At 64.3% G+C, this 17,558-nt stretch carries 14 protein-coding genes; 5 read left to right on the top strand and 9 right to left on the bottom strand.

From position 1 onward, the window contains the following. Positions 1 to 73: 73 nt before the first annotated feature. A complete protein-coding gene (groES, locus tag AQZ50_RS11205) occupies positions 74 to 361 on the top strand; it encodes a co-chaperone GroES (protein WP_067746536.1) in 288 nt (95 codons plus the stop codon). Between the two features lie 43 nt (positions 362 to 404). Then, positions 405 to 2,045: a chaperonin GroEL gene (groL, locus tag AQZ50_RS11200; protein WP_067746535.1), complete on the top strand. Its 1,641-nt coding sequence runs from the start codon at positions 405 to 407 to the stop codon at positions 2,043 to 2,045. Positions 2,046 to 2,207: 162 nt separating this feature from the next. On the opposite strand, the gene AQZ50_RS11195 is transcribed toward groL, so the two are convergent. From AQZ50_RS11195 to AQZ50_RS11170, 6 genes are all read right to left on the bottom strand, one after another. After that, positions 2,208 to 4,736 carry a TonB-dependent receptor gene (locus AQZ50_RS11195; RefSeq protein ID WP_067746534.1) on the bottom strand — a complete coding sequence of 843 codons (2,529 nt, stop codon included), beginning with the start codon at positions 4,734 to 4,736 and terminating at the stop codon, positions 2,208 to 2,210. A 135-nt stretch (positions 4,737 to 4,871) separates the two neighbouring features. Continuing rightward, a complete protein-coding gene (locus tag AQZ50_RS11190) occupies positions 4,872 to 6,074 on the bottom strand; it encodes a DUF445 domain-containing protein (protein ID WP_231730240.1) in 1,203 nt (400 codons plus the stop codon). Positions 6,075 to 6,148: 74 nt separating this feature from the next. Next, positions 6,149 to 9,565 (bottom strand): efflux RND transporter permease subunit, encoded by a 3,417-nt coding sequence (locus AQZ50_RS11185; protein ID WP_067746533.1) that lies wholly within the window; start codon positions 9,563 to 9,565, stop codon positions 6,149 to 6,151. 21 nt (positions 9,566 to 9,586) lie between these two features. Further along, positions 9,587 to 10,822 carry an efflux RND transporter periplasmic adaptor subunit gene (locus tag AQZ50_RS11180; RefSeq protein WP_067746532.1) on the bottom strand — a complete coding sequence of 412 codons (1,236 nt, stop codon included), beginning with the start codon at positions 10,820 to 10,822 and terminating at the stop codon, positions 9,587 to 9,589. Between the two features lie 427 nt (positions 10,823 to 11,249). Then, the gene (locus AQZ50_RS11175; RefSeq protein WP_067746531.1) at positions 11,250 to 11,549 is read right to left on the bottom strand and encodes a CtrA inhibitor SciP; all 300 of its coding nucleotides are present in this window, start codon (positions 11,547 to 11,549) and stop codon (positions 11,250 to 11,252) included. Further along, the gene (locus tag AQZ50_RS11170) at positions 11,542 to 11,922 is read right to left on the bottom strand and encodes a hypothetical protein (protein ID WP_067746530.1); all 381 of its coding nucleotides are present in this window, start codon (positions 11,920 to 11,922) and stop codon (positions 11,542 to 11,544) included. Before AQZ50_RS11170 ends, AQZ50_RS11175 begins: the two co-directional genes overlap by 8 nt. A 154-nt stretch (positions 11,923 to 12,076) precedes the next feature. Here AQZ50_RS11170 and mnmA point away from each other — a divergent pair, with 154 nt between their 5' ends. Further along, positions 12,077 to 13,240, top strand: coding sequence for a tRNA 2-thiouridine(34) synthase MnmA (gene mnmA, locus AQZ50_RS11165; protein ID WP_231730231.1), 1,164 nt, complete (start codon positions 12,077 to 12,079; stop codon positions 13,238 to 13,240). Here mnmA and AQZ50_RS11160 read toward each other — a convergent pair. Next, a complete protein-coding gene (locus AQZ50_RS11160; protein WP_231730230.1) occupies positions 13,237 to 13,641 on the bottom strand; it encodes a hypothetical protein in 405 nt (134 codons plus the stop codon). The genes mnmA and AQZ50_RS11160 overlap by 4 nt on opposite strands. Before the next feature lie 37 nt (positions 13,642 to 13,678). Here AQZ50_RS11160 and AQZ50_RS11155 point away from each other — a divergent pair, with 37 nt between their 5' ends. Further along, complete coding sequence (locus AQZ50_RS11155) at positions 13,679 to 14,797, top strand: serine hydrolase domain-containing protein (RefSeq protein ID WP_067746528.1); 1,119 nt, start codon at positions 13,679 to 13,681, stop codon at positions 14,795 to 14,797. Here AQZ50_RS11155 and AQZ50_RS11150 read toward each other — a convergent pair. Both AQZ50_RS11150 and pdxH read right to left on the bottom strand, forming a co-directional pair. Then, complete coding sequence (locus tag AQZ50_RS11150) at positions 14,794 to 15,801, bottom strand: cation diffusion facilitator family transporter (RefSeq protein ID WP_067746527.1); 1,008 nt, start codon at positions 15,799 to 15,801, stop codon at positions 14,794 to 14,796. The two genes, AQZ50_RS11155 and AQZ50_RS11150, sit on opposite strands and share 4 nt — an antisense overlap. A gap of 11 nt (positions 15,802 to 15,812) precedes the next feature. Further along, positions 15,813 to 16,427, bottom strand: a complete 615-nt coding sequence (gene pdxH / locus AQZ50_RS11145; protein ID WP_067746586.1) for a pyridoxamine 5'-phosphate oxidase — start codon at positions 16,425 to 16,427, stop codon at positions 15,813 to 15,815. A gap of 181 nt (positions 16,428 to 16,608) precedes the next feature. Between pdxH and AQZ50_RS11140 the strand changes: the two genes are divergently transcribed. Next, complete coding sequence (locus AQZ50_RS11140; RefSeq protein ID WP_067746526.1) at positions 16,609 to 17,556, top strand: DnaJ C-terminal domain-containing protein; 948 nt, start codon at positions 16,609 to 16,611, stop codon at positions 17,554 to 17,556. The last annotated feature ends 2 nt before the right edge of the window (positions 17,557 to 17,558 follow it).

Raw genomic sequence — 17,558 nt, 5'->3', positions numbered from 1 at the left:
GAGTGCCAGACAGTTTTGCAACACCGATCCGGCCCATTGCGGCCGATTGATGAATTGGAAGAGGGAGCAATCCATGTCATTCCGTCCGCTGCACGACCGCGTGCTCGTGCGCCGCGTCGAAGCCGAAGAAAAAACTGCCGGCGGGATCATCATCCCCGACAGCGCCAAGGAAAAGCCGGCTGAAGGCGAAATCGTCGCCGTTGGCACCGGTGCCCGCGCCGAAAACGGCACGATCACCCCGCTCGACGTGAAAGTCGGCGATCGCGTGCTGTTCGGCAAGTGGTCGGGCACCGAAGTCAAGGTTGCCGGCGAAGACCTGCTGATCATGAAGGAATCGGACATCCTCGGCGTCATCGGCTGAGCTTTTCCGACCCCTTAATCCCGAATTCAAAGGAATACGCACAATGGCTGCCAAGGAAGTCCGTTTTTCGCGCGACGCGCGCGAACGCATCCTCAAGGGTGTCGACATTCTCGCCGACGCGGTGAAAGTCACCCTCGGCCCCAAGGGCCGCAACGTCGTCATCGACAAGAGCTTTGGCGCGCCGCGCATCACCAAGGACGGTGTGACGGTTGCCAAGGAAATCGAACTCAAGGACAAGTTCGAAAACCTCGGCGCGCAGCTGCTGCGCGAAGTGGCTTCGAAAGCCAACGACAAGGCCGGTGACGGCACCACCACCGCGACCGTTCTCGCCCAGGCGATCGTTCGCGAAGGCCTGCGCTCCGTCGCCGCCGGGATCAACCCGATGGACCTGAAGCGCGGCATCGATCTCGCCGTGCTCAAGGTTGTCGAAAACCTCAAGGCGCGTTCGACCCCCGTCAGCGGCACTTCGGAAATCGGCCAGGTCGGCGTGATTTCGGCCAATGGTGACGTCGAAGTCGGCCAGAAGATCGCCGAAGCGATGGAAAAGGTCGGCAAGGAAGGCGTGATCACCGTCGAGGAAGCCAAGGGCCTCGAATTCGAGCTCGACGTCGTCGAAGGGATGCAGTTCGACCGCGGCTATCTGTCGCCGTACTTCATCACCAATCCCGAAAAGATGGTCGTGGAGCTGGAAAATCCCTATATCCTGATCCACGAAAAGAAGCTGTCGAGCCTGCAGACGCTGCTGCCGATCCTCGAAGCGGTGGTGCAGTCGGGTCGTCCGCTGCTGATCATCGCCGAAGACATCGAAGGCGAAGCGCTGGCCACTCTGGTGGTCAACAAGCTGCGCGGCGGGCTCAAGATCGCCGCCGTCAAGGCGCCGGGCTTTGGCGATCGTCGCAAGGCGATCCTGGGCGACATCGCCACGCTGACCGCCGGTGAGCTGATTTCCGAAGACCTCGGCATCAAGCTCGAAACCGTCACGCTCGGCATGCTCGGTCAGGCCAAGAAGGTCACCATCGACAAGGACAACACCACGATCGTCGACGGCGCCGGTTCGGCCGAAGACATCAAGGGCCGCGTCGATCAGATCAAGGCCCAGGTCGAAGTCACCACCAGCGACTATGACCGTGAAAAGCTGCAGGAACGTCTGGCGAAGCTCGCCGGCGGTGTTGCCGTGATCAAGGTTGGCGGCGCTTCGGAAGTCGAAGTGAAGGAACGCAAGGACCGCGTTGATGACGCGCTCCACGCGACCCGCGCTGCGGTCGAAGAAGGCATCGTTTCGGGCGGCGGCACGGCTCTGCTTTATGCCACCCGCGCTCTCGAAGGTCTGACCGGCGTCAACGAAGCCCAGACCCGCGGCATCGACATCATCCGTCGCGCGATCACTGCCCCGCTCAAGCAGATTGCTGAAAACGCGGGCTTTGACGGCGCCGTGGTTGCCGGCAAGCTGCTCGACCAGAGCGACGAAAGCATCGGCTTCAACGCTTCGACCGATGTCTATGAAAACCTGAAGGCTGCCGGCGTGATCGACCCGACCAAGGTCGTGCGCACCGCGCTGCAGGATGCGGCCTCGGTCGCTGGGCTCCTGATCACCACCGAAGCGGCGATCGTGGAACGTCCGGACGACAAGCCCGCCCCGGCCATGCCCGGCGGCATGGGCGGCATGGGCGGCATGGACTTCTAAGGTCCGCGCCAACCTGCCGAACGGTACAAGAAACAGGGCCGGAAAGGGGAAACCTTTCCGGCCCTTTTCTTTGATCTTTCGCGACAAAAAAAGGCCGGGCAACTCCGCTTGAGGAAGCTGCCCGGCCTTTCACGCGGCGGTGAGGGGACCGCCGAGAGGGGATCAGAAGCCGAGCCCGAAAGTCAGGAACCACTGACGCGGGGCGATCGGATAGGCCGAATAGCTGTTGGTCGCCGATCCGACCGAAATCGTCGAGGTGCCGGTGGCATCGGCGATATTGGTGACATTGAGGCTGAGATCGGCCTTGGCGACATGCAGCGCTTCGGCGGGCAGGTGTACCGTTACCCGCGCCGAAGCGAGGAAATACGACGGCACGCTGGTATCGTTGGTATAGGTCGCATAGCGCTTGCCGACATAATCGCCGATCGCCTGCAATTCGACCGGGCCGATATTGAGCGAGGCGACCGTCTTGTTCATCCAGGTCGGCGTGCCGGGGATGACTTTGCCGCACGTCGGCACAACGCCGCCCGTCACGGCATAGCCGCCGATGCAGCTGCCGGTCGCCGCGCCGATGCCGTAAGCGGTCGTGTTATAGTCGCTCTGATAAGTCGAGCGGTTCCACGATGCCGCGTTGTAGAGCGAGGCGTGCGGCCCGAAGTGCAGCGTAAAGGCGCCGTCGATGCCGTCGGTATGGACCGAGCCGACATTGACCAGGATCGAAGTGCCGCCGGTGATGCCGCTGCCGGCGATACCGCCCGGGTTGGTGCTGAGCGCCAGCTGGCGGTTGCTGAAGGCCACGTGGTAGTAATTGACCTGGGCCTCGATGCCCGAAAACACCGCGCTGTCAAAGTTGCGGCGAGTGCGCAGGCCGACTTCGTAGGTCCAGCTTTCTTCGGGTTTGCCCTGGCCGGCAAAAGCATCAAACGCGGCCTGGCCGCCGGCGGCCCACGGCGACAACCCGCCGCCGCCGAGATAGGTCATGTACTGGCGCAAGTTCTTCTGCACGTTGAGATAAAGCTGCTCGTGCGGCGTCAGGTCATATTTCGCGCCAAACGCCGGCAGGAACCAGCGCAGCGTATTGATCCGGCCCTGCGGCAGGCCGCCGACCGACAGGCCCGACAGCGATCCCTGCGCAGGCTGGATCGGATACCAGCCATTGGCCCATTGCGCGCTCGTCTTGAGCCCCGCTTCGATCGCCAGGCGCTCGGTCACGCGCCAGGCGTCCTGCAGATGGAGTTGCAGCTCTTCGACCCGCGCTTCGCCCTGATACTGCGTGAACAGCGGGTTGGTGGGGCGGATATATGGGCTGAAGCTGCCGGGATTCGTCACGTCGGCGCCATACCAGCGGCGCCATTGCGTTGCGCTGTTATGTTCGAACCAGCCGCCCAGTTCGATCTGATGCGCGCCAAGATCGAGATGGAGGCTGGACAGGAAACCTTCGCGCTCGATGCGATATTCGGTGGTGCGGATCACCAGCCCCGAACCGCCCGTCGCCGCGACCAGTGCAGCGCCAAGCGCGGCATTGGTGGCCGGGTTGCCGGTGGCAGCGCTGCCGTTGCTGTTGCCGCCGAAATGGGCATCGGTCGCATAGTTCGGGTCGAGATAGGCCTGAACCACGGTGATCGACTGGCCCACCGGCCCGGCGACGACGCCCACGCCGTCGTTATGGTGGAAATAGACCTGGTTCGACCAGGTCAGCTTGTCCGAGACATGCGCTTCGTACTTCAGATAGCCGAGATAGTCGGTGCGCTGCGCGTCGGAGTAATAGTTGTTGTAGTTGCCGCCCTGCGCCGCGGGCGTGTTGCCATAGGCATCAAGATACGACTGATAGGCCGAAAAGTTGGGATAGCCGTAAGGCCGGGTATACGGCGTATAGCCTTGCGCTGCAGTCGTCGCCGGAATGCGAAAAGTGGTCGCATCTTCGTTCGGCTCGGTCTTTTGCGAATAGTCGAAATAGGCGGTCAGCTTGCCCACGCTGTCGTCATGCACGAGCTTGGCATTGACCTGCCAGCCGCCCTGCACACCGTTGAAATCCCATGCGCGCGCGCGCTGGCGCGCCACCGCGATATAGGCGGTGGTGTTCTTGCCTTCGCCAAACGTACCCAGATCGAGGCGGCCATACGTGCGCGAAGTGCCGTAGCTGCCAACGGTTTCCGCCAGATCGAGCCCAAGCTTTGCCTTGGGATCGGCGGTAAAGGTCTCGATCGCGCCGCCCAGATTGCTGGTCGAGGCGGTGCCGAGATCGCCCGCGCCGGTCGAAACCACGACCCGGCCGACCGCTTCGGAAATCACCGCGCGCTGCGGCGACAGGCCGTTGTAATTGCCATAGTTCTGATCACCCAGCGGCAGACCGTCGAGCGTGTAGCCGAGCTGCTGGTAATTGAAGCCGTGAATGAAGATCTGGGCGTTCTGTTCGTTGTTGCCCCAGGGATCGGCGGAAATGTAGAGCACGCCGGGCAGCGTTTCGATCGCCTTCAAAGGCGAGACGCCGGGCAGGATCTTCTGAATTTCCGCCGCCGTGACGGCCGTGGCCGAACGTGTCGTCTTGGCCGTGACGACAATCGCTTCGCCCGCGTCTGCGGCAGGAGCGGCGGTCACCGGAGCTTCGTCGGCGCGGGCAAGGCCGGCTTGCGAAGCAACAATCAAGGCGGCGAGAGACAGCGACGCGCGAAGCGTCTGCGAAAAAGTCATGTCATGCTCCCTGGGGCAAAGGATGCGCCGTCTTGCGCGGCGAACCGGGCGATTAGGCAGCGGGCATGACAGGATGGCGACAGTTTGATTGCGATAACTGTCTTATTTAATGGAATAATATCAAATCAAGGCACGCTAGATGAAGCGTTCGAGCGCGTGCAACGCCAATCCGACCAGCCCGCCGACGAGCGTGCCGTTGATGCGGATGAACTGCAGATCGCGCCCCACCGCGCTTTCGATCCGGCGGGTGACCGTGCGCGCGTCCCAGCGGCGCACGGTTTCGGACACGATCCGCACAATGTCGTCGCCATGACGACTGGCGAGGCCGGTCAGCGAACGGCGGGCAAAGCGATTGACCATCGCACGCAAGGCGCCGTCTTCGCCCAGCGCGCGGCCAAACCCGGCCAGACCGGACATGCCCTCATGCACGCCCCCGGGCGCGCGCAACATCGCGATCAGGCCGGTGCGGCTGCGCTCCCACAAGGCATCGAGCCAGGCGGTAAAAGCGGGATTGGCCAGCGCCTCGGCCTTCAACCGGGCCACCCGCGCAGCCATCGCGGGATCGTGGACCAGATCGTCGGCAAGTTGCGTCAGCGTTTCATCGATCTTGCGCCGCAAGGGATGATCCGGATCGACCACGGTTTCGGCAAGCACCGCATAAAGCGCATCGAGCAAGGCATTGGCCAGCCGATCGTCAAGCCGCGTCCACCGCATCAGCGTGCCCGCGCGATCGCGGATCATGCCCCGGAGCACAGGCTCGTTGGCTTCGAGCAGTGTGCCGGCGCGGCGCAACAGGCCTTCGATGACCGGCATGTGCCGCCCGTCGGCCATCATCCCCGCCAGGATCTGACCAAGCAAGGGGGCCAGATCGATCCGGTCGATCTGCCCCTTGAGCAACGTCTTGACCGGACGGCCGACTTTGTCCGGATCGAGCGTTTCCAGAACGTCGGCGACCAGACTGGTCAGGCTGTCGCCGATCCGCCCCGGCACGATCGTGCCCGAATTGGCCAGATAGCCGCCCAGCACACCCGCCGCGTCAAAGCGATAGAGCCGCCGCGCGACCACCTGGGGAGTCAGGAAATTGGCGCGCAGGAAAGCGGCCATGCTGTCGGCGATGCGATCCTTGTTGGCGGGAATGATCGCGGTATGCGGGATCGGCAGGCCGAGCGGTCGGCGAAACAGCGCGGTTACCGCAAACCAGTCGGCAAGCCCGCCGACCATCGCCGCTTCGGCAAATGCGGCGGCATAGCCCCAGCCGGCCTCGCGCACGGCCAGATGGCGGGCCAGCACGAACAGCCCGGCCATCAGCACCAGCAGCGCCGTCGCGACCATGCGCATACGCCGACCGGGATCTGCCGGAAACAGCGCCACCGCTGCGCGGGGAGGTGGCCCCGGCGAGGCTTGCAGGGGTGTCACTCCGCCGGGTTCTGAGCCGCTTGCAATCGGGGCGGCGACGCCCCTTCGTGATGCCCATGCGACAGCACGCGCCGCGCCAGCCAGGGCCCAACCCGCTTTTCCATCCCGTCGGCCAGACTGAACCCGGCCGGTACGATCAGCAGCGTCAACAGCGTCGACAGCGACAACCCGCCCATCACCACGATCCCCATCGGCGCACGCCAGCCGCCATCGCCGCCCAGCGACAGCGCGGTCGGCACCATCCCGGCGACCATGGCCACCGTCGTCATCACGATCGGCTGCGCCCGTTTGTGCCCGGCTTCGATGATGGCCTCGTGCCTCGGCTTGCCCACGGCCATTTCCTCAAGCGCAAAGTCGATCAGCAGGATCGAGTTCTTGGCGACAATGCCGAACAGCATCAACATGCCGATGAACACCGGCAACGAGATCGGACTGCCCGTAATCGCCAACAGCACAAGACCGCCAAGCGGGGCCAGGAACAGCGAGGCCATGTTGACCAGCGGCGAAATGAAGCGGTGATAGAGCAGCACCAGCACCGAAAACACCAGCAGGATCCCCGCCCCGAGCGCCGCCCCGAAATTGCGCATCAGTTCCGCCTGAAACCGGTCTTCGCCGGCGGCGGTGTTGGACACCCCGTCGGGCAAATGGAGCATGATCGGCAGGCGATTGATCGCGTCCATCGCGGAGCCCTTTACCACGCCCGGCGGCAAATCGGCGCCGACGAACACGCGTCGGCTTTGATTATAGCGCTGGATCGAGGTCGGGCCTGACCCGAAACCGATCGTCGCGACGCGGGACAACGGAACCGAATCGCCGGACACGGTCGGCACCGGGAGGTTTTCCAGCGTGGTCAGATCGCGCCGCGATTCGGCCGGCAGCTTGACCCGGATCGGCACCTGACGGTCCGACAGCGAGAATTTCGCGCTGTTCTGGTTGATTTCGCCCTGTGTCGCGATGCGGATCACCTGGCTCAGGGTCTGTGTCGTCACCCCGAGCGAAGCGGCAAGGTCGAAATGCGGGGTGATCACGATTTCCGGCCGACGCAAATCGGCGCTGATGCGCGGGCCGACCACCTGTTTGAGCCCGGTCATCTGGGTGACGAGCGTTTGCGCGGTGCGCTGAAGCAAGTCGGGGTCGGATCCCGCCAGCATCACGCTGATCGCGCGGCCCGATCCGCTGCCCGGCCCTGCCCCGTTCTGGTTGGCAAAGCTGACCCGCGCATCAGCAACCTTTTGCAGCACGGGCGTCAGATCGCGTTCGAACCGGACAGACGTGCGATGGCGGTCGGGACGCAACTGGATATAAATCTGGCCTTTGGCTTCCTTTATGGCCTCCAGCGCGATTGCGACTTCCTGTTGATGCGCGATCAGGCCGAGCACTTCGTCGACTTTGGCCTCGGTCTGCGCAATCGTCGTGCCGGGCACCATCTCGATGTCGATTTCACTCTCGTTGACATCGGTATCGGGAAAAAACTGCGTGGGCAGCGCCGCCATCAGCACGAATGTCAGGACCAGCGCGCCAAAGCCGATGCCCATCATCCACAAGCGGTGATCGACCAGCCGCGCCCTGATGCGCAGCCGGATCCAGTTGAACCAGATCGCGAGGGGCCCGCCGCCGATTCGCGCCAGCGCGCTGCCGGCGATCATCGCCAGGATTGCGCCCAGCGCCCCGCCGGTCAGCGCCGCGACCGGTGCAACCGCCCCTGGCAGCGTCATCAGCGACAGCGGCTTGTAGATCGCCCTGAACGCGGCGACGAACACGCCTGTTGCAACAACGCCGATCAGCGCAGGCACCGCCGGATACCACCACGCGCTGCGCCGCGGCTCCAGACCGACGCGCCGCGCCGCCGCCTTGCCGGTATCGAGCGACCAGTGCAGCACCGCCATGTAGCGGTCCATCCAAACGCCGCCGCCATGTTCCTCTTCGCCCTTCGACGTCATGAAATAGGCGGCGACCATCGGTGTGATCATGCGCGCGACCAGCAGCGAGAACAGTACCGCGACAACCACGGTCATGCCGAAGTTCTTGAAAAACTGCCCCGAAACGCCGGGCATCAGCGCCACCGGCAGGAACACCGCGACGATCGAGAATGTCGTGGCAACCACCGCAAGGCCGATTTCGTCAGCAGCGTCGATCGCCGCCTGATACGGTGTCTTGCCCATGCGGATATGCCGCACGATGTTTTCGATCTCGACGATGGCATCATCGACCAGCACACCCGCCACCAGCCCGAGCGCAAGCAGCGACATCGTGTTGAGCGTAAAGCCCATCAGGCTCATCACCCAGAACGTCGGAATCGACGACAGCGGGATGGCCAGCGCCGAGACGATCGTCGAGCGCCAGTCGCGCAGGAAGAAGAACACGACGATAACCGCCAGCACCGCGCCTTCGACCATCGACGACATCGACGTGTGATACTGATCGCGAGTATAAGTCACGGAATTGAAAAGATTTTCGAAATGGACGCCGCCGGATTGATCCTTTTCGATCTTTTTCAGCTCTTTGACCGTCGCATCATAGACCGAAACGTCGGATTCGCCGCGCGCGCGGGCGATGCTGAAGGTCACCACCGGCTTGCCCTTGAACTTCGAGATCGAGGTGATCTCGCTATAGGCATCGCGCACGTCGGCGACATCGGCCAGTCGCACGGTATGGCCCGCCGCCAGCCCGACTTCGATCTGCGACAAATCGAACGCGGTGCGCGAATTGCCGAGCACTCGCACGGCCTGGCGCGATCCGGCGACTTCGGCGCGGCCGCCTGCGGCATTGATATTGACCTGCCGCAGCGCGGCGTTGATCTCGGTCGCGGTAATGCCCTGCGCCATCATCCGCGCCGGGTCGAGCGTAACGGTGATTTCGCGATCGACGCCGCCCAGCCGTTTCACTTCGGCCATGCCCGGTATCGTCAGCAGCCGCTTGGCCACGGTGTCATCGATAAACCACGACAGCTGTTCGATGGTCATGTCGTCGGCCGAGACCGCGAAATAGGCGATCGGCTCCGACGAGGTTTCGGCCTTGAACACTTGCGGTTCGAGAATGCCTTCGGGCAATTCGCCGCGCACCCGGTCAACCGCGTTCTTCACTTCATTGACCGCAGCGTTGATGTCCTGCCCGATCTTGAACTGGACCTGGGTGGTGGTCTGCCCTTCCTCGGCGGTGGACGTGATCGTGTCGACACCCGCGATGGTGCGAACGCTCGATTCGATTTTCTGGGTGATCTGGTTTTCGATCTCGGTCGGCGCAGCGCCCGGCTGCGTGATCGAGACGATGACCATCGGAAATTCGATGTCCGGCTGATTCTGGACTTTCATCATCGCGAACGAAAACACGCCCAGGATGGTCAGCCCGAAGAACAGCACGATCGGCACCACCGGGTTGCGGATCGACCACGCCGACAAGTTGCGAAAATTCATGGGGCTATCCTCGCCGCCCGGTCAGTGCGCCGCCGCAACGGCGCCACCCGGTCCTGTTATGGGCGGCCCCTTTACCGGCCGCACTTTGTCGCCCGGATTGAGGAACCCGCCAGCCCGCAGCACGATGCGTTCATTGCCGGCCAGTCCTTTGAGCACGGTAATCCCCGCCGGGGTGACATCGCCGGTTTCGACCGCGCGGCGCTCGACTTTGTCGCCCACCCCGACAACAAAGACAAAGGGGCCGTTGGCATCGGACAGGATCGCCGATTCGGGCAGGACCGGCGCGATCGTCGTCCCCGAACGCAATGTCGCAGTGGCAAATCCGCCGGGACGCAGCGCCTTGTCAAAAGGCAGTGCAATGCGCGCAATCCCCTGACGCGATGTCGCATCGATCGTCGGCGCCAATTGCCAGACATGCCCGGTATAATGCTGCGTCGTCCCCACCGGCACGATATCGGCGGGATCGCCGACCGCCATGCGCGCAAGATTGCTTTCCGACAGGCGCGCCTGCATTTCCAGCTCGCCGTCCTTGGCGATACGAAACAGCGTACCGCTGCCCGAGCTGACAATCTGGCCGGGTTCGACCTGCCGGGTCAGCACCAGCCCGGCTTCGGGCGCGACGACATTCAGACGCGCCGCGCTGGCGCGCAATTGGGCCAGCGTCGCGCGCGACACGCGCACTTGCGCCGCCGCGGCATCACGCGTGGCGACAAGCTGTTCGATGTCGGCATTGGAAATGAACCCGTTGGCGACAAGTTTGAGCGAGCGATCCAGCTTGCTTTGCGCCAGGCGGGCGTTGGCCTCTTCGACCTGAACATTGGCGGATTGGCTGGCGATCTGTTCGGCCTGCACCGACCGATCGACCACGGCAAGCACCTGACCTTTGGCGACCCAACTGCCCGCATCGACCAGCACCTGAACGACACGCCCGCCTTCGCCGGCAATGCCGACCGGCAAATCGCGCCGCGCAGCCAGCGCACCGCTGGCATTGACAGTGCCCTGTACGGAAATCCGGCCGGGAACGATCACCGTCACGGTCTGCGCACCGGCCTCGCCCTGCGCCGAGGCGACCGGCGCAAGAAACCGTTCGAGACCATACCATCCGGCGGCCAATGCCAGCGCCGCGCCGATACCGATGACCAGCAGGCGCCGCGATGGACCCGACGCCGACAGATCGGCATCGGCGCGAAGCGCTTCATCCGCCGCAGATTCGACTCCGGTGCTGAAATGCCCGGTATCGGCAAGCGCTGCAGACACACCAGACTCTGCGGACTTCACGGCTCCGGCTCTGCTCGTCATCGTATCCACCAAACACCCCAGTCGACCCGTCAAGTCGCCCACTTAAATCGACCGCCGCCCCGACTGTCGCGCACGAAAAAGGCCATAAAGCCAGACCGGTCAGAACAGAAATGCCGCATCGGCCCGACATGGATCATGCCTATAGCGCATGCCCACAGGCCACGCGATCCTTTCATGCCAAGCCATACCGATCCCGGCCAAGACATAGAGTGCGATCCGACAAGTTGCAATTCGCTGTCTACGAACGACTTGTCTGCGATCCGCCGCCGCCCCACGGCCCAGATCAAACACGACTCAAACACGACAGGACCGCCTGTCGTTGCCGACAGGCGGTCCTGCAAAGATCGGGCACGCGTACCGGCCATGCGCCGGCAAAATCGCGCGATCAATATTTCTGCTGGCGCTCGTAAAGTTCGCGATAATGCTGGATCCGCGTCACGCGCAGACCCTGCATTCCCGATCGATCGACCGCTCTTTGCCATGAGGCAAATTCTTCGAGCGTCAAATTATAGCGTTCGCAGACCTCATCGATGGTCAGCAAACCGCCGTTTACGGCAGCAACCACTTCCGCCTTGCGGCGCACGACCCAGCGGGTCGTCGTCGGCGGCGGCAGGCTGTCCAGGGTAAGTGGCTCACCCAGCGGCCCGATCACCTGGGCAGGCCGGATTTTCTGGTTTTCAATCATGACAGTTCTCGTCGGCTTGGCGCAGCGAGCAAGCGCTCAGCGAAGTTTGGCGGCTGTCGACAGATGTGCCTTGATTGTCTTTTCCATAGGTTGAAGAGGTTGGGTTAATGCAATCCTTACCCGCATCAAAGTGCTCCAGCATGCGGGCAGCGCCCCGGTGAAAACTGCCAGACTCTCGCTCGCCGGCCTCTCGCCCAGATGACATGGCCGCCCCTGCGCCGAGCACGACCTGGCCAAGCTGCCCCGCCTGCGCGCGACGCAAGTCCTGCGCTGCGACCAGACGGGCGCATAATTCGCTCCAGCCGAGCGGGCGCAAGGCCGCTTCGACAGCGTTCGCGTCAAAGGCGCGGGAATCGGTAAAACCCATGTCCATGAACCGGGCTTACCCCCAACGTGGATAAGGGACGGTAAAAGCCGCCTTTACCTGTAATTAGGCATCATTAAGCGCCGGCAACCTGTTCGCCGCCCCGGATCGCGTCCATCATCCGGCCATGGCGCGCCGGGGCAAAAACGCCTATGGCGCGGGGATGACTGCCCATTTCACCCCGTTTTCTGCCGATCTCCCCGTCGATCCGGCCGCTCTGTTCGACCTGCCAAGACCTGCAAAATCGTGCCGGATCGTGGTCGCGATGTCAGGCGGGGTCGACAGTTCGGTGGTCGCCGCGCTCGCTGCGGCCAGCGGAGCGGAAGTGATCGGCGTCACCTTGCAGCTTTACGATCATGGTGCCGCGACCGGGCGCAAGGGCGCCTGTTGCGCCGGCGACGACATCCGCGACGCGCGCGCCGTCGCCGATCGGCTCGGCTTTGCCCACTATGTTTTCGACCACGAATCCGATTTCCGCGAAGCGGTGGTCGACCGATTTGCCGACGATTACCTCGCCGGGCGAACCCCGATCCCCTGCATCCGCTGCAACATGGGGCCCAAATTCACCGACTTGTTGCGCATGGCGCGCGATCTGGGCGCCGATTGCCTGGCCACCGGGCACTATGTCCGCCGGATCGCCGATGAAACCGGCGTGACGCTCCACCGCGCGCTCGATCCGGCGCGCGACCAGTCCTATTTTCTTTACGGCACGACCGAGGAGCAGCTCGCCTTTTTACGCTTTCCCCTCGGCGGCATGCCCAAAAGCGATGTGCGCAAGATTGCCGCCGCAATGGCTTTGAGCGTTGCGGCCAAACCCGACAGCCAGGACATCTGTTTCGTTCCCGATGGCGATTATGCCCGTGTGGTCAGCGCGATCCGCCCCGAAGGCGCGGTGCCCGGCGACATCGTCCATGCCGCGACCGGCGCGGTGCTCGGCACGCACAAGGGCATCATCCATTATACCGTCGGCCAAAGGCGCGGACTGGAAATCGGCGGTCAGGCCGAACCGCTCTATGTCATCGCGCTCGATGCGCCGGGGCGCCGCGTTCTGGTCGGCCCGCGCGCAATGCTGGGCATTGCGGCTGCGCACATCGGCGAAACCAACCGGATCGGCCGCTTGCCCCACAGCGAGCCCCTGACCGCAAAAGTGCGTTCGCTGGCAAAACCCGTGCCGATCGTGCTCGAAGGCCCGCTGGGCGAAGGCGCGGCAACCACGATCCGCTTTGTCGCCCCGGAATACGGCGTCGCGCCGGGGCAGGCGGCCGTGATCTATGCAGGCGACCGCGTCGTCGGCGGCGGCTGGATCGAAGGCACCGAAAAGGCCTAGCGCGGGCCAGACCAAGGCTCGAGCTGGCATCCCCAGCCTTCGCGATAGGTCGCGGTCTGGCGTGCCAGCAGCGGATAGCTTGCCGTCACGCTGCGGGCAGCCGGGTCTTCGCTCAGGCTGACCCAGGCGACCGCGCCCTCCATGTCCTTGCGGCAATCGCCCAGACTGCGCCCGCCGAGATAGCGGCACGAACAGGCCACCCGCGCGCCATACGAGGCGCCGGTCTGCGCATAGCGCCGCGCCGGGGTCCAGACCCAGGCCAGACCGCCCACGACGATCAGCGCCAGCACGAGCCACAGCCCGCGACGCCAGCGCCGGCGCGGCTGGCCGGTATGCGCAATCGCAGCCGCCTGAACCGCAGCGAATTGGGGAGAACCTGAATCAGGATTGGTGTTTGTCATTGCCCGGCGGATCGAACTCGGTGAAGGGTCAGGGACGATGATTCCCGACCGGCTTGTCCTTATCGCTCCCCTCGCGCTGGTGCCAGCGCTGATCGCCTGTCATTCGGCACCGGCGCCGCCCCCGCTTGCCCCGGCGGCACTGGCTGCCGTCGTTGCCGACCCCGGCGATGCCGGTCGCGAGGCGCTGGCGCAGCGCATCGATGCCCTGTTTACCGCGCCCGACGCAGGCGAGACCCGCGCGCTGATCGTGTGGCACGAGGGCAAGCTGGTCGCCGAACGCTATGCACCGGGCTATGATCGCAATACCCGCTTCATCAGCTGGTCGATGGCCAAGTCGGTGACCGGAGTGCTGATCGGCATGCTGGTGTCCGACGGGCGCCTGCGGCTCGACGATCCCGCGCCGATCCCGCTGTGGCAGCGCCCCGGCGACCCGCGCGGCGAAATCACGCTGCGCCAGCTCCTGCAGATGCGATCCGGCCTGCGCCATGTCGAGGCGGGCAATCCGCCCTATGAATCCGACGAAGTGCGGATGTTGTTCCTCGATGGCCGCGACGACATGGCCCGCTATGCCGAGGCACAGCCGTTGCAATACGATGCCGGGAAGAAATGGGTCTATTCGACCAATACCAGTGTGATCCTGGCCGATCTTGCCGCGCGCGTCCTGGCGCCGGGCGGCAGTGCCGACATGCGGCGCCGGGCAGTGCTCGACTATCTGCGCACGCGTCTGTTCGATCCGGTGGGCATGCATTCGGCCGCGCCCGAATTCGACGCGGCCGGCACGATGGTCGGGGGCAGCGCGATCCATGCCACCGCGCGCGAGTGGGCGCTGTTCGGCGAATTTCTGCGCCATCGCGGCGTGGCGGGCGGGGTGCAGCTGGTGCCGCGCCAATGGATCGATTTCATGACTGCGCCTTCCCCGCGCGAGGCGCAATATGGTGCGCAGATCTGGCTGAACCGCCACGCGACAAGCGGCACCGCCTCGCTGTTTCCGGACAAGGGGCCCGCCGATCTGTTCGCCTGTGAAGGGCATTTGGGCCAATACGTGCTGGTTTCGCCCTCGCGCCGGCTGGTCGTGGTGCGCCTCGGCATGACGCCTGAGGATCACCTCGATCAGGTAACATCGCGCCTTGGCGACATCGTCGGCCTGTTTCGCTAGATTTTGGGCCCGCCTTGCGCCGCCAGGGCCGGGCTTTCGTCATCGGACCCCGCTGCCAGAAGATCCTGCGCGGCGAACGAAACTTCGTCGACCAGCCCTTCGGGATCGGGATGAATCAGGATCTCGGTCCCCGGGAATTCCTGCGAAAGCGCCGCCTCGACTTCATCCATCACGCGATGCGCCTCGGTCACGGTCATCGCCCCATCGACCCAGACGTGAAACTGCACGAAATCGCGATGGCCGCTGGTGCGCGTACGCAAATCGTGAATGCCCCTCAGCGCGGGGTGACGCGCCGCCACGGCCAGGAACCGCTCGCGCTTTTCCAACGGCCATTCGTGATCCATCAATTGTTCGATCGCATCTTGCGACGCGTTCCATGCGCCCCAGCCGAGCCATCCCGCAATGCCGAGCGCAAAGACCGCGTCGGCCCCCTGGACATGGCCCCAATGATCGATTGCGAGCGCCGCGATCACCGCCAGATTGAGCACCAGATCGGCACGGTAATGCACATGGTCGGTGGCGATCGCCAGACTCCGCGTCCGCCGGATGACATGATGCTGATAGGCAACCAGCGCCAAAGTCGCACCGATCGCCACGACCGAGACGGCAATTCCCGCGCCGGGATCTTCGACCCCGCCATGGCCGAACATCTGGCCCACCGCCCGAAACGCCAGGCCGATCGCCGACAGCGAAATCAGCACGACCTGGAACATGGCCGCCAGGGCCTCGGCCTTGCCATGGCCGAAACGGTGGTTGGCATCATCGGGAATCGCCGCGATCGATACCCCCAGCAGCGTCGACAGGCTGGCGACAAGATCGAGCCCGGTATCGGCAAGGCTGCCGAGCATGGCCAAAGACCCGGTCGAGATCGCCGCCCATATCTTGAGCGCGAGCAGCAACGTCGCCACCGCGATCGAGGCGAGCGCGGCGCGTCGGTTCAGGCGCCCGTGATGACGGGTGGCATGATGATGCGCGGAAACTGTCCGGGATCGGGTATCGGTCATCGCGCAAGCGTTTAGGGGTAGAGCATGGTGCTGGTCCAGCCACCATCTGCGCTCTGCACGAATCGGCGTCGTTCATGCAGGCGGAATTCGCGATCATGCCAGAATTCGATGGCTTCGGGCCGCACGCAATAGCCCGACCAGTGCGCCGGGCGCGGCACATTGCCATCGGGATAGAGCGCGCGCACCGCCGCGACCCGGTCGAGATAGACTTGCCGGTTTTCCAGCGGGCGCGACTGGTCCGAAGCAGCCGAACCCAGCCGCGATTCGGGATGGCGGCTGGCGAAATAGGCATCGGCCTCAGCCGGAGTCACTTCGCTGATCGGCCCTTCGATGCGAATCTGACGGCGCAGGCTTTTCCAGTGAAACAGCAGCGCGACATGGCCGTTGGCAGCCAGTTCGTGGCCTTTGCGGCTTTCGAAATTGGTGTAAAAAACAAAGCCGTCCGGCCCGTGCCCTTTCAACAGCACCATCCGCACCGAGGGCCGGCCATCGGGCGTTGCCGTCGCCAGCGCCATGGCGTTGGGATCGTTCGGCTCGGTAACCCGCGCCTCGGCAAACCAGTCTTCGAAAATGGCAAAGGGGTCGCCATGGGGAATGGTGTCGGCAGGTGCGGCTGGTTCGGACATGACAGGATGATTTCCGTTGGATTGACTGGTGGGGATGCTTTGGGCCCTGCGATCGTCATCGGCCATGACCATCGTCAACGACAGGCCGGTGCGTTTGGTTTAAGGGAAACCGGCCTGCCTGCCCAGCCGCCCCGATGGGAAAGCTTGCAGGAACAGGGTGGAGAACCTAGCTATCAGTACCATGGCAGACCCTTACACCACCCTCGGCGTCGATCGCAGCGCAAGCGAAAAGGACATCAAGGCCGCTTATCGCCGCCTTGCCAAGGAATTGCACCCCGATCGCAACAAGGACAACCCGCGCGCGACCGAACGCTTCGGCGAAGTGACCAACGCCTATGACTTCCTGTCCGACAAGGACAAGCGGGCGCAATACGATCGCGGCGAGATCGATGCCGATGGCAACCCCACCGCACCGTTCGGCTTTGGCCGTGGTGCCGGCGGAGGCCAGGGCGGTTTCCGCCACGACGGTTTCGAAGGCTTTTCGGGCGGCCCGGGCGAAGGCGCCGGGCCCGATCTGAGCGATCTGTTCGAAGGCCTCTTCGGCGGTCGCGGCGGGGCCGGTGGTGGTGGTGGCGGCGGCGGTTTCGGCGGGCGGCGCGGCCCCCCGCCGCGCGGGGCCAATGTGCCCTATCGGCTGGTCGTCCCGTTCATCGACGCCGCGACCCGTGCGCCGCAGCGAATCACGCTCCGCGACGGCAAGACGATCGACCTCAAGCTGCCCAGCGGACTTGAAAATGGTCAGCAGATGCGTCTCGGCGGCAAAGGCGATCCGGGCCCGGGCGGCTTTGGCGATGCGCTTGTCACGATCGAGATCGCAGCCCATCCGTTCTTTGAGCGCGACGAAGACAATATCCGCCTCGATGTGCCGATCACGCTCGACGAAGCGGTCGGCGGCGCGCGAATCAAGGTGCCGACGGTCGACGGGCCGGTCATGATGACCATTGCGCCGGGGACAACCGGCGGCAAGACTCTGCGGCTCAAGGGCAAGGGCTTCAGCCGCAAGGACGGCGAGCGCGGCGACCAGCTGGTCACGCTGCAGATCGACCTGCCCCCCGACGACGCCGATCTCAAGCAGCGACTCGAAGGCTGGCACGATACGCGCAATCCGCGCGCGCGTCTGGGCCTTTGAGC

This window comes from Novosphingobium sp. Fuku2-ISO-50 (assembly GCF_001519055.1).
Taxonomy (GTDB): domain Bacteria; phylum Pseudomonadota; class Alphaproteobacteria; order Sphingomonadales; family Sphingomonadaceae; genus Novosphingobium.
This window is presented reverse-complemented; position numbering and strand designations above follow the sequence as displayed.